The sequence below is a fragment of the Streptomyces sp. SID3343 genome, from assembly GCF_009865215.1.
In the GTDB taxonomy this organism is placed as follows: Bacteria; Actinomycetota; Actinomycetes; order Streptomycetales; family Streptomycetaceae; genus Embleya.
The window spans coordinates 1-12,255 of the sequence record NZ_WWJX01001076.1 but is presented as its reverse complement, the minus strand read 5'-3'; the positions used below and the strand labels follow the sequence as shown (position 1 = coordinate 12,255).

Below are 12,255 nucleotides of genomic sequence, written 5' to 3'. Positions count from 1 at the left end.
AGCGCGCGCCCTGGGCGTCGTAGACCGGGCTCGAATCCGCAGCGCGCTCACCTCACGGAACGGGTGGGCGGGTGGGAGAAAACAAGGCACGAAGCAAAGCGCGACCCCAGCCCCCGCCCCCCACCGGATCACCCACGACCCGAGCCCTTGACAGCCGACCTCTTCCCTGCCGCAGGCCTCTTCGTACGGGCCTTGGCGGTAGAGGCTCCCGCAGCCGAACCCTCGCCGCCGGAGCCACCGTCGGAGCCACCACCGCCGGAGCCACCGTCCCCCGACGACACCACCACGTCGAACCGCCCCACCGAGACCCGCGCCGTCAACCGCTCCCCGGAAGCGACCTCCGCCGCACCCCGCACCGCGTGCCCGTCGGCGCGCTGCAGCACCGCGTAGCCGCGTTCGAGCGTGGCCGCCGGCGAGAGCGCGACCACCCGGGCCCGTGTGTGCGCGACGTCGCTCGCTGCCCGCTCCAAGAGGTGCCGCAAGGTGCGCCGCGACCGGTCCACCAGCCCGGCCACCTCCTCGGCCCGCAGGTCGACCATGCGATGCGGGTCGGCCATCACCGGCCGCGACCGCGCCGCCCGCAGCCCCTGGTACTCCCGATCCAGCCGCGCCCGCAGAGCCATCCGCCCCCGATCCCGGACCTGATGCACCTTGAGCATCTCCTCGCGGATGTCCGGCACGATGTGCTTCGCCGCGTCCGTGGGCGTCGAGGCCCGGTAGTCCGCCACGAGGTCGAGCAACGGCGAGTCCGGTTCGTGGCCGATCGCGCTCACCACGGGAGTCACGCAGCCGAACACGGCCCGGACCAACTCCTCGCTGGAGAACGGCAACAGGTCCTCGACACTGCCGCCGCCGCGCGCCACCACGATCAGATCGACATCCGGGTCCGCGTCCAACTCCCGCACTGCCGCGACTACTTGCGGCACCGCAGTGACGCCCTGGACGGCGACGTTGCGAACCGCGAACCGTACCGCCGGCCAGCGGCGCCGCGCGTTCTCCAACACGTCCCGCTCGGCGGCCGACGCGCGCCCGCACACGAGCCCGACCCGATGCGGCAGGAACGGCAGCGGTTTCTTGTGCCGGGGATCGAACAGCCCCTCGGCGGCGAGCGACCGCTTGAGCTGTTCCAGGCGCGCCAGCAGCTCGCCGATCCCCACGGGCCGAATCTCCGCGGCCCGCAACGACAACGTGCCGCGGGCCCGATACCAGTCCGCCTTGGCGTGCACGACGACCCGCGACCCCTCGGTCACGATGTCGGCGACCGCGTCGAAGACCTTGCGATAGCACGTGACCGAGATCGACACGTCGTGCTCGGCGTCGCGCAGCGTCATGAACACCACCCCGGCCCCCGGCCGCCGGCTCAGCTGGGTGATCTGCCCCTCGACCCACACGTCGCCGAGCCGATCGATCCACCCTCCGATCAACCGAGAGATCTCGGCCACGGGAATGGGCGCTTCGGCGGAAGTGGTGAGAGCCATCCCCGAAGGCTAACCGCCCGCCTCACCCATCCGGGCGAGGCCGCGCACACCATCACACCGCGTCGGCGCCCACGTACGACGAACACCACGCAGCGACGCCGCCCGAACCCGGCCCGCACGACCCGTCCGTGCTTCGAGAGGGCGACCAGCCGACCCGACGTCGCCGCCGCGTCGGCGAATCGTCGCTGTTGCCGCAGGCCGCGAGCGCACGAGGCCCGGCCACTCGCGGTGAGTGGCCGGGCCTCGGACGGACGACGTGGATCAGTTCTGGGCGACCGGTGCGCCACAGGACAGGGTGTCCGAGCAAGCAGCCACGTACATCCGCCCGTTCGGTGTGACGGTGACCAACTCGTGGCCGATGAAGCCGGGCGGTACTCCGGTCGTGGAGCTCAGTGCCACCCATGGCCGCCGACCGGCACCGGGACTGTCCGGCCTCGGGACCACGCTGCCGAACAGGTTGGTCCCCGTCGGGTAGAGCGCGAAGACGGCCACGGACGGGTACCGGTAGTCGGTGGTGGACTCGGCGGTGGTGAAGTCCCCGGAACTGTCACCGACGCGAATCCACCCGTCCACGTCGGTTTCGGGGTAGACCACCACCGGCGTCATCATGAAGAGCGACTGATCGACGGGGCTTTGCGCGGTGAACACCGGTTGGCCTCCCGCCGACGAGACACGGACGCGCGTGGCGGGCCCGCCGATCTGGCGCCACGGGGTGAAACCGTAGTGATCGTCGGACCAACGAGCGAACACCGAGCCGGTCGCGGGATCGCGAGTGACCACGGCGCCCTTGTCCTCCTCTTCGTTCCCGGTGGTGGAGATCTCCTGCGCCGGGCCGCCGAACTCCTCCCACGTACCCCAGGCGAATCCGCCGGCGCCGTTCGACGTGAGGCCCAGCGAGTAGATCGCGTGCGTGGCGGGGTGCCGGGCAACCAGCAGGACCCCCTGCTTGCGGAAATCGGGGCCGTCGGTGGGAGTGAGGTGCACGTCGAGAGCCGGGCCGCCGAGCTTGGTCCACGCGGTCCAGTAGCCCTGCAGATTGCCTTCCGTCATCGCCCACGGCGAGTTGTCCGCTTCGCGGATGACCACGACGACGAGCCGGCCGTCCCCGGTGCGGTTCACGGCATAGTCGAGTACGGGGCCGGACACCTGTTGCCACGGCAGGCCCGCCTGGTGGGACCACAGCGAATGATCGGCAGCGGAGCGGGCGAAGACCCTCAGCCCCGGGACCATGGTGACCACGGTCGGTTCCTCGGCCACGAACGCGGTGGGCGGGGTCAGGACCGGAGCCGGCGGCGGAAGGTCGACCGGAGGGCCTACCGGAGTTCCCCGGGTGGGCCACTGGAGTTCGCGGATACCTCCGGGCGCCTGTTGCGCGACGGCGTCCGGTCGCCCGGTCAGGTCGAAGACACCGAGCATGTAGTTGCGCAACGCGACCACGATGCGATCACTGTGCGGAGACCACGCGAACTCCTTCTCCTCCAGGTCGACTTCGCGAATCAGTTCGCGAGCGTCCGTGCCGTCCGCGGCGGCGAGGAAGACGTTCCTCTTGTCCTTCTGGAAGGCGACTTTCGTGCCGTCCGGGGAAAACTTGATCGCATTGGCGCCGGAAAGGGCAGGGATTTCGGCGGGAGCGCCGAATCCGGTGCCCGGCGTGTACTTCCGTTGCAGCCAGGCGCCACCGAAAGAGTGGTAGGCGATGTCGCCGGTCGCCGGATTCGTGGCGATCTCGATCTCGCGGCCGACGTCGAAGAGCTTTCGCTCTCCCCCGACTCCGTCGCGGCGCATGGCGAATACCGCGCCGGCCGTCACGGGGTCCGTGCCGTATCGACGCAGGAACACAATGCTGTCGTCCACCCACCACTCGGGGCTGACGTCGGTTTCTCCCGGAAAGACGGGATTCGTAAGATCGGTATACGCGCCGGTGGCGGTCGCGCGCATCCGAATGGCCCGATTCGTCTCGCGATTCTCCTCGTCGTACCGAGTGACCGAAGACGTGGTCCACACGGCGGAAGGCGAGATCCGACCGATCGGGTAGTACTGGGGCTGCGTGGTGACGGCCAATGACGAGGGTGTGCCGCGTGTGTAGACCGCGGTGTGTGTGTCGGGGCCGCCGTCGAAGTAGATGGGCATCTCGGCGCCCGTCGCTCCCGGGCCGGTCTCGGCCCGTGCCGCGCCCCCCAGCGCGACCAGGCCGGTCATCGCGACCGTCAAGGCGGTGAATACCGCCGACGGAACGCGCCATCTCGGAGTTCGCACAACAAGCCCCAATGCTCGATTCCCACCCTGGACGGACAAAGCGATCGATAGTGGAGTCGGTCGAAAGCAGCCGTATCCACCAGGTCGCTCGATCGCGAGAGTTGTACCACGTATGCGGTGAAGGTGAGCGTGTATTCGAGCGCCGGATATCGCACGAACGGTACATCTCGTACCGATAGTCGAATTCCGGACGTCGACTCGAAAAGCGAAACCACGACAAGCCGCATTCGTTGCGGGGGCGACCGTCCGTGAAGGATGCCGAAAAGCCCGATCGCTGCGCACGGCGGTCCGGGCCGGTGGTACCCGGCAGTCCGAAAGGTGGGCGTCGTCGGCCGTGCACGGCGAAGGACAAGGTGCGGCGGGCGTGGACGTCCGGTTCGGTTCCCGACCTGCGAACGGAACGAAGGAGCGCCTGATCCGCGACCGATCACGCAACGCTCGCGGACCGCTACAGTTGACCCGCCGATGTCGGGCGCCGCCGAAAGCCGGCGCGGTGAACCGCGCGCCCGTGTTCGGCGTGTCCGCCCGCAGCGGCGTCGGTTGTCACGGTCTCCCGGCGGGCAGGTCGAAACCTCCGCCACCCCGTACGAGGAACCGGTGCACGGACAGCGCCTGTTGCCCGCCTCGACGGGTTCGGGCGAACTCGACGACACACCACGTGCGGGTCGTCGCGCGCGTGGTTTTCGGGTGCACGGGTTCGGGTTCGGCTGCGCGGATCGGGTGTGCGGATTCGGTGACAGAGGCCGGCGCCGGAGAACCGACGCCCGCGCGCGTCGGTCTCAGTCACTACGGGGCTCGGGTCGGCACGACACTACGGGGCCCAGGTCGGTACGAAAGGAAGTCGGCACGATGGAGCGTGATGCGCGAAGCGCGTGGCGGGTGACGTCACACGTGTGGGTGGCCGAGGGCCCGGGCCGGCCCGAGGGTGGTTCCGAGGGTCTCGAACAGGGGGAGCACGCCCTGCGCGTGTGGGGGCTGAGCCCGGATCAGGCACCGCAGATGGTGGTGATCGTGGACCGTCGGGTGCCCAGGAGCGACCTGCCGGACACGGCCTGGCCGGCCCAGGTCAGCGAACGCCCGGTGCCCGCGGTGGGCAACGGGGTCGAACCGATCCACCGGCTGCGCCTGTTGGTGCTCAGGTTGATCGCGGCGTCCCGGGATCGCCGGGTCCTGGTGGTCGGCGGCGCGGCGCACACCACCCTGGTCGCGCTGGCGTTACTCATGGAGGAGACCGGAACCTTCGGCGAGGCCCAGGCGATCTACGCCGAGCGCGCGGTCGCCCCGCTGAGCGCCGAGTGGGCGCGGTTCCTGCACGACTACTCGCTCCAATACGGCGTAGCGGCGGAGCTCAAGCGCCGAGTCTGAGCCGACGCCCGGGCACCGGGCCCGAGCCGACCGACGCGCCGGGGAGCTACTCGGGCAGCGGGAGTTCGAACCACACCGTCTTGCCGTGGCCCGACTTGCGGCTGCCCCAGCGCTCGGCGAGCTGATTGACCAGTTGCAGTCCGCGCCCGCCCTCGTCGGTGTCCTCCGACTCGCGCATCCGCGGCAGTGTGGTGCCCGCGTCCGCGACCTCGCACAGCAGGGCGCGGCCGCGCAGCAGCCGCAGCCGGATCGGGCCCGCGCCGTAGCGCAGTGCGTTGGTGACCAGTTCGCTCACCAGGAGTTCGGTGATGTCGACGAGCGCTTCCAGGTTCCACTCGGTGAGCGTCTTGCGGGTCAGCTCGCGAGCGCGCGAGACCACGGCGGGTTCGGCGGGCAGCCACCACGAGGCCACCGAGTCGTCGGCGAGCGCGTCGAGTCGGGCCACCAAGAGGGCGACGTCGTCGAAGCCGGGTTCCTCGTGCACGTCGGTGACGACCTTGTCCGCGGTCAGATCCAGGGTGTCGCCCTGCGCCTTCAACGCCTCGCACAGCAGTCCGATGCCGACGTCGAGCGACCGGTCCCGGGTCTCCACCAGGCCGTCGGTGTACAGCACGAGCACGCTGCCCGACTCGACCGGGAAGTCGCCCTGTTCGAAGCCGAGCCCGCCGACGCCGAGCACGGTGCCGGGCGGGTTGTCGATCACCCGCGGGCGACCGCCCGGCGGCACCACCACCAGCGGCATGTGCCCCGCGCTGGCGAACTCGCACGTGCGCGCGACGGGGTCGTAGACCACGTACACGCACGTCGCGTAGTGCAACTCGCCGAGCCCGACCACGATGTCGTCGAGGTGGCCGAGCACCTCGGCGGGCGGCAGTTCCAGGCCCGCGAGGGTGCGCACCGCCGTGCGCAGTTGCCCCATCACCGCCGCCGCGTGCACGCCGTGGCCCATCACGTCGCCGACGACGAGGCCGATCCGGCCGCCGGACAACGGGATCACGTCGTACCAGTCGCCGCCGACCTCGGTGACCGAACTGCCCGGCAGGTAGCGGTGCGCCACCGAGATGCCCGGCAGCTCCGGCAGATTCTGCGGGAGCAGACTGCGCTGCAGCATCACCGCGGTCTCGCGCTGGCGGTGGTAGAGCCGCGCGTTGTCCACCGATACCGCCGCCCGCGCGCCCAACTCGGTCGCGAGGGTGAGGTCGTCGGGGTCGAACGCGGGCCGACCCTCGCCGCGCCCGAGCAGCAGCGTGCCCAACACCACGCCCCGCGCGCTGAGCGGCACCACGATCAGGGTGTGCAGCCCCAGTGCCCGCGCCGCCTCGGCCCGCGCCGGGTTGCGGATCAGCTCGTCGTACATGTCGTCCTGCACGTTGCGCATCAGGTACGACCCGCCCGTGCGCAGGCAGCGGCCGAACGTCGAGTCGGCCGAATAGACCAGGTCGGCGCCCTGGTGCAAAAGCTCCTCGGTGTAGCGGCCCGGCCGCGCGCCGCGCGAGGCGACGCGCTGCAGGCGGGCCTTGTCCGCGTGTGCGCCGGGCGGGATCTCCTCGCCCGCGACGATCGCTTCGAGCAGGTCGACGGCGGCGAGGTCGGCGAACCCGGGCACCACCGACGCGGTCAGTTCCTCGGCGATCCGGGGGATGTCCAGTGTCGCCCCGAGCCGGGTGCCCGCCTCGTTGAGCAACGCGAGCCGCTTGCGCGCGGCGTCGACCTTGACCATCGCGTAGTGCCGCTCGGTCACGTCGATCAACGAACAGCTGATGCCCAGGATCCGGCCGCCGGGAGCCTCCAGGCGGTTGTACGACATCGACCACACGGTGCGCGGGGTGCCGTCGGTGGGGATCGGTCCGAAGATGCGCGAGTCGACCACCGGTTCGCCGGTCTCCAAGACGCGCTGCTGGATCGTGCGCACCCGCTCGGTGTCCATGCCGGGACGGACCTCTTCGAGCCGGCGGCCGATGTGCTCGCCGGCGGGCAGCCGGTTGATCGCGGCCATCGCGTCGTTGACCGCGACGTAGCGCAGTTCGGCGTCGAAGATGCCCACGCCGATCGGCGACTGGTCGAACAGCGCCTCGCGGATCGCGAGATCGGCCTCGACGTTGCGCAGCACCGCCGAGTCCATCGACGTGATCAGCACGTAGCGGTTGCCGTCGAGGTCCTCCGCGAAGGCCGCCCGCGAGTCGACCGTGCACAGCGTGCCGTCGGCGCGGCGCAGCGTGTAGGTGCCGGCGAAGACGTCGACGCCGGCCACGTCGGACTCGGTGGCCGCCGCCTGCGCCTCGGTGAGGGGCGGGTGTACGAGGTCGACCGCGCGGGCGCCGAGGATGTCCTCGCGGCGATAACCGAAGAGCAGTTCGGCGGCGGCGCTCCACATGACGATGCGGCCGTCGGAGTCGAGTACCCAGGTCGCGGACGGCACCAGGTCGAAGAGGGATCCGGGCGCCGTCGAGCGCCGGGCCGGCTTCCCCGCTTGCCGGTCGACTTCTCGGCGCTGCTGCTCCATGGACGGCAGATCCCTTTGTCGCTGCTATTCCGGACCGTTTTCCCGGTTGATCACGTTCTCAAGCCCGGCCCGACGCACACCTTCGGGTCGTTTCATCGGCTGCGCTCTCCTCGGTACAGCTTGCCGTGCGGCGCGTCGTGCGACGTGGGGTACGGCCCGATCCGCAACTCGGCCGCGATCAGATCCACCGCCGGGCGATCCTGCGGCAGCCACGCGACGTCGTCGAGGCTGTCCGGGCCCAGCCAGCGCAACGCCGAATGGTCCTGGAGCGGGCGCGGGTCGCCGTCGACCAGATCGGCCGTCCACACCCGCAGCACGTAGCCGCGTCCGAGCGGCCATTCGCCGGGCAACCGGCGAACCGGGCGGATCCGCACACCGAGTTCCTCGTGGCACTCGCGGACCAGGGCCGCCTCCTCGCTCTCGCCCGGCTCGACCTTGCCACCGGGGAACTCCCAACCGCCGACCAACTCGGGCGGCGCGCTGCGACACGCGGCCAGGACGCGCCCTCGATCGACGATCGCCGCGCCGACGACAATGCGAGTGCCGGTCATGGCCGACAACTCTACGGGCCGCGGGGGCCGCCCACGGGGCAACCTTTGACGGTTCGGGAGCGTCTGACTTCGGGGACAGGTTTGCGGATCGAGCCGAATCGGGCTCAATCGAGCCGAAATCGGACCGAATCGATCCGGATCCAGCGCCGGATCCGGATCCGTGGGTGGGACCGACCGGGACCGACCGGGAAGCGTCGAGCGTAGGAGTACGGCAGTGGCGGTGAAAACGCTCGCGGAGTCGCGCACGGCCCGGCTGCTCGCGGTGTTCGCGGCCGTCGTGTCGGTACTCGCGGTGCTCGCGCTGACCCGGCTGACGGCCCATCAGGCCGAAGTCCGGTCGAGTTCCCCGGCGAGTGGCACGGCCGACGGCTGCGACGGGCGCGACCGGCGGGGGTGGATCGGCGTCCCGGTGACGTTCTCGGGCGAGACCTACCGAGTGCAGACGTACGTCCCGAACTCCTACGACGGCAACACCCCACGCCCCCTCGTGCTCAACCTGCACGGCAGCAACAGCACCGGGCCGGCGCAGATGGCCATCACCGGGCTCGGCGCCACCTCCGAGCGCTACGGGTTCGTGGTGGCCGTCCCCGAGGGCGGCCTGCGCTATCCCGGTTCGGCGACCGGGCGGGCCTGGAACATCCCCGGCGTGCCACTGTTCGGCGGGCACCCGGCCGCGGCCGGCGGGCGGGACGAGGTCGGCTTCGTCGGCGCGACCCTGGACGCGCTCGACCGGACGCTGTGCCTGGACGACCGGCGGGTCTACGCGACGGGATTCTCCGGCGGCGCGCGGATGACGTCGCTGCTCGCGTGCACGCTGAGTCGGCGGATCGCGGCCGTCGCGCCGGTCGCGGGGCTGCGTGCCGACGGCACCGACGGGGTCCGGCCGGGCCCGTGCCGCCCGATGCGGCCGATGCCGGTGTTGACCTTCCACGGCCTGGCCGACCAGGCCAACCCCTACGACGGCGGGCGCGCGACGCGCTGGACGTACCCCGTCCCCGAGGCGGCCCGCCGCTGGGCGCGGATCGACGGCTGCTCGAAGCCGCCGGTCCTGAGCCGGGTGTCGCGCCACGTCGAGCGCACCGCGTACGACGGCTGCGCCGGCAACGCCGAGGTGATCCTGTACACGGAATCGGACGCGGGGCACACGTGGCCCGGCGCGGCGGGCTCCGAGGTGCGCGGGTTCGGCCGGATCAACCAGGAGATATCGGCCAACGAACTGATGTGGGCGTTCTTTGCCCGACACTCGCTGTAGCCGGTACTCGGGCTGTCGGTACTCGCGGTGCCGGACTCGCTGTGAGACCTTCGCCGGGACCGCCCTCGCCGCGTCCGGGACTCGCCGGGGCCGGGTGCTCGCAGCCTCAGTCGACCGGCCGTACCACCGCCGGGGTCGGTCGCAGGCGGTCGAACCCGCGCATGATCGCGCGGTGCGCGGGCCGCTCCACGAGCACCGTGAGCACCCACCCGAACCCGATCGCGACGACCGTGAACCCCACGAGTTGCCCCCACGGCCCGACCCCGACGTCTTGCAGTCGGCGCATCACGACGTAGCCGATCGACTGGTGCACGAGGTAGACCGGGTAGGTGATGCCCGCCGTCCAACGCAGGGCGCGCACGAGCGGATCCGGCACGAACCGGTCCCAGTCCGGGCCGAGCGCAGCCACGGACACGACGACGATGCCCACCGCGAGCCCGATCGTCCACGACACGTGTCGGGTCTGGCACAGATGGACGAACACGCACACGCCGAGCAGCCCGCTCGCGTGCGGACCGCGCAGCCGGCGCGCCGACCACAGGTAGACCGCGATGCCGGCCGTGAACAGGTGCACGCGGTACAGCCCGAACCCGTCGTAGAGCATCCGAAAGGTCTCGGACTGCAGGTTCAGCCGCACCGGCAACAGCGCCAGTTCGACCACGAGCACGATCCACAACGCGCGCACGGCGGTGTCGCCACCCATTCTCCGGGAGCGCCACAGGACGAAGATCGCGGTGAACCACAGGAGCTGTAGCGGAATCGTCCAATGGGCCGCGTCCACATAGGGGAACACCTGCGGCTTCCACGTCCACAGCATCGCCAGGTTGGCGAGCACGTCGTGCAGCGTGGGCACGTACCAACCGGGCGGCGCGAACAGGCGCAGGAACAGCGACGTACCCAGCACCCCGACGAGGAAGGCCGGCAGCATCCGCGCCATCCGACCCGCCCACCAACGCACCACGTCGCCCTTGCGCAGCGACAGCGCCGCGAAATAGCCCGAGATCACCAGGAGCAGGCTCGCCCCCAACTGGTAGGGGAAAACGAACGGGCGTGCGGCCATCTCGGGATGCCACTGCCGCACCAGGAACGTCCCGTGGAACAGCAGGACGAGTCCGACCGCCCCCACCCGCAGGAGGTCCCAGCTCACCCGTCTGCGCTTCGCGCGTCCCGGTCGGGGCGCCTCGGCGGGTACGGGCCGTTGCGTGGGGCTGAGCGGCATACGGCGTCTTCCCGTGGGCGGCGCGGGCGAGAGGTCGGGCGCGACGTACCGAGTGCCGGCCCGGCGAACGACCCTAGTACGTGTCCTCGGGGCGAGCCCCCGCGATCCACCCGGATGCGCCCGTACGATGGACGCATGTCGTCAACCAGCCGCGTCCTGCTCGCCGCCCCCCGGGGCTACTGCGCGGGCGTCGACCGAGCCGTCGAGACCGTCGAGCAAGCCCTCGATCTGTACGGTGCGCCGGTATACGTGCGCAAGCAGATCGTGCACAACAAATACGTCGTCGAGACGCTGGAGCGGCGCGGCGCGATCTTCGTGGACGAGACCGCGGAGGTCCCCGAGGGCGCCACCGTCGTCTTCTCCGCCCACGGGGTGGCCCCCGTGGTGCACGAGGAGGCGGCCGCGCGGTCGCTGCGCACGATCGATGCCACGTGTCCGCTCGTGACCAAGGTGCACAAGGAGGCCGTGCGCTTCGCCGAGGAGGGCTACGACATCCTCCTGATCGGCCACGAGGGACACGAGGAGGTCATCGGCACCGCCGGTGAGGCCCCCGACCACATCCACCTGGTGGACGGCCCCGAAGGCGTCGCGGGCGTCGAGGTCCGCGACCCGTCGAAGGTCGCGTGGCTGTCGCAGACCACGCTCTCGGTGGACGAGACCATCGCCACCGTCGAGCAGCTGCGCAAGAAGCTTCCCCTGCTGATGGACCCGCCGAGCGACGACATCTGCTACGCGACGCAGAACCGCCAGGTGGCGGTCAAGCAGATCGCCCCGGAGTGCGACCTGCTGATCGTCGTGGGCTCGACCAACTCGTCCAACTCGGTGCGCCTGGTCGAGGTCGCGTTGGAAGCCGGCGCCCGGGCGTCGTATCTGGTCGACGGCGCCGACGAGATCGACGAGTCCTGGCTGGAGGGGGTCGGCACGGTCGGCCTCACGTCGGGAGCGTCGGTGCCCGAGGTGCTGATCGACGGCGTGCTCGAATGGCTTGCCGCGCGTGGGTTCGCCGATGTGCACATCCACCGCTCGGTGGAGGAGCGGCTGCAGTTCGCGCTGCCGCAGGACCTGCGCAGGGATCTGCGCAACGCCTGACCGGCACCCGGCTCGAACCCCGGCCGTCGATCGACGTCTCGGGGTCCGAGCCGACGGCCGACCGCGACGCCCGGGTGGTCGCCGCCCGGCGGTCAGTGGCCGCGAGCGATGCGGCGCTTGCCCAGTACGACGATCGCGGCGAGCGCCGTACCGCCCCAGAGCAGGCCGGCCTTGAAGGACAGCGCGGTGAGCAGGTCCAGGCCCACCCGGGTGAGGTAGCTCTCCGACGTGTCGTCGGCGAGGAACGTGCTCACGAGTACGACGGTGGTCGCGAACGCGATGGGTGGCGCGATGATCGCGGCGATCCAGTCCTGGGCGCGCACCGTCCACGCCACGAACACCGCGACGGCCACGAACGCGAGCCCGAACAGGAAGCCGAGCCCGTCGGTGAGCAGGTGGTCGACGAAGCCGCCGAGCACGGTGCCGCCGAGCGAGAACACCACCGCGCCGGCCGCGGTGAGGCTGCCGAAGGCCGGGCGGGCCGCTCCCGCGTCGCCGGGCGCGCGGCGGGGGTCGGCGGTGCGGCGGGCTTCGCCCGGGCG

At 71.1% G+C, this 12,255-nt stretch carries 9 protein-coding genes; 3 read left to right on the top strand and 6 right to left on the bottom strand.

What is annotated here, in order from left to right; genetic code table 11:
- Positions 1 to 128 precede the first annotated feature (128 nt).
- Both xseA and GT354_RS33570 read right to left on the bottom strand, forming a co-directional pair.
- Entirely contained in the window at positions 129 to 1,478 is a 1,350-nt protein-coding gene (xseA, locus tag GT354_RS33575) for an exodeoxyribonuclease VII large subunit (protein ID WP_237535734.1), read from the bottom strand.
- Positions 1,479 to 1,739: 261 nt separating this feature from the next.
- On the bottom strand, positions 1,740 to 3,734 hold the full coding sequence (locus GT354_RS33570; RefSeq protein WP_237535733.1) for a hypothetical protein: 1,995 nt from the start codon (positions 3,732 to 3,734) through the stop codon (positions 1,740 to 1,742).
- 849 nt (positions 3,735 to 4,583) lie between these two features.
- Between GT354_RS33570 and GT354_RS33565 the strand changes: the two genes are divergently transcribed.
- Positions 4,584 to 5,099: a hypothetical protein gene (locus GT354_RS33565; RefSeq protein ID WP_161360139.1), complete on the top strand. Its 516-nt coding sequence runs from the start codon at positions 4,584 to 4,586 to the stop codon at positions 5,097 to 5,099.
- A 46-nt stretch (positions 5,100 to 5,145) separates the two neighbouring features.
- Here the strand turns inward: GT354_RS33565 and GT354_RS33560 are convergent, their stop codons facing one another.
- A complete protein-coding gene (locus tag GT354_RS33560) occupies positions 5,146 to 7,602 on the bottom strand; it encodes a SpoIIE family protein phosphatase (RefSeq protein WP_161360138.1) in 2,457 nt (818 codons plus the stop codon).
- Positions 7,603 to 7,694: 92 nt separating this feature from the next.
- Complete coding sequence (locus GT354_RS33555) at positions 7,695 to 8,153, bottom strand: (deoxy)nucleoside triphosphate pyrophosphohydrolase (RefSeq protein WP_161360137.1); 459 nt, start codon at positions 8,151 to 8,153, stop codon at positions 7,695 to 7,697.
- Between the two features lie 214 nt (positions 8,154 to 8,367).
- On the opposite strand from GT354_RS33555, the gene GT354_RS33550 reads away from it, so the two are divergent.
- The gene (locus GT354_RS33550) at positions 8,368 to 9,405 is read left to right on the top strand and encodes a PHB depolymerase family esterase (protein ID WP_161360136.1); all 1,038 of its coding nucleotides are present in this window, start codon (positions 8,368 to 8,370) and stop codon (positions 9,403 to 9,405) included.
- Positions 9,406 to 9,511: 106 nt separating this feature from the next.
- Here the strand turns inward: GT354_RS33550 and GT354_RS33545 are convergent, their stop codons facing one another.
- Positions 9,512 to 10,552: an acyltransferase gene (locus GT354_RS33545; RefSeq protein WP_161360135.1), complete on the bottom strand. Its 1,041-nt coding sequence runs from the start codon at positions 10,550 to 10,552 to the stop codon at positions 9,512 to 9,514.
- A 207-nt stretch (positions 10,553 to 10,759) separates the two neighbouring features.
- Between GT354_RS33545 and GT354_RS33540 the strand changes: the two genes are divergently transcribed.
- Positions 10,760 to 11,713: a 4-hydroxy-3-methylbut-2-enyl diphosphate reductase gene (locus GT354_RS33540; RefSeq protein ID WP_161360134.1), complete on the top strand. Its 954-nt coding sequence runs from the start codon at positions 10,760 to 10,762 to the stop codon at positions 11,711 to 11,713.
- A gap of 92 nt (positions 11,714 to 11,805) precedes the next feature.
- Here the strand turns inward: GT354_RS33540 and GT354_RS33535 are convergent.
- Positions 11,806 to 12,255, bottom strand: a 450-nt coding sequence (locus GT354_RS33535; protein WP_161360133.1) for a DUF6542 domain-containing protein, incomplete at its 5' end; no start/stop codon positions are given.

Bases quoted from the DNA above. Each gene is read 5' to 3' on its own strand.
- xseA (WP_237535734.1), bottom strand. From the start codon at position 1,478: ATGGCTCTCACCACTTCCGCCGAAGCGCCCATTCCCGTGGCCGAGATC.
- GT354_RS33565 (WP_161360139.1), top strand. From the start codon at position 4,584: ATGGAGCGTGATGCGCGAAGCGCGTGGCGGGTGACGTCACACGTGTGG.
- GT354_RS33560 (WP_161360138.1), bottom strand. From the start codon at position 7,602: ATGGAGCAGCAGCGCCGAGAAGTCGACCGGCAAGCGGGGAAGCCGGCC.
- GT354_RS33555 (WP_161360137.1), bottom strand. From the start codon at position 8,153: ATGACCGGCACTCGCATTGTCGTCGGCGCGGCGATCGTCGATCGAGGG.
- GT354_RS33540 (WP_161360134.1), top strand. From the start codon at position 10,760: ATGTCGTCAACCAGCCGCGTCCTGCTCGCCGCCCCCCGGGGCTACTGC.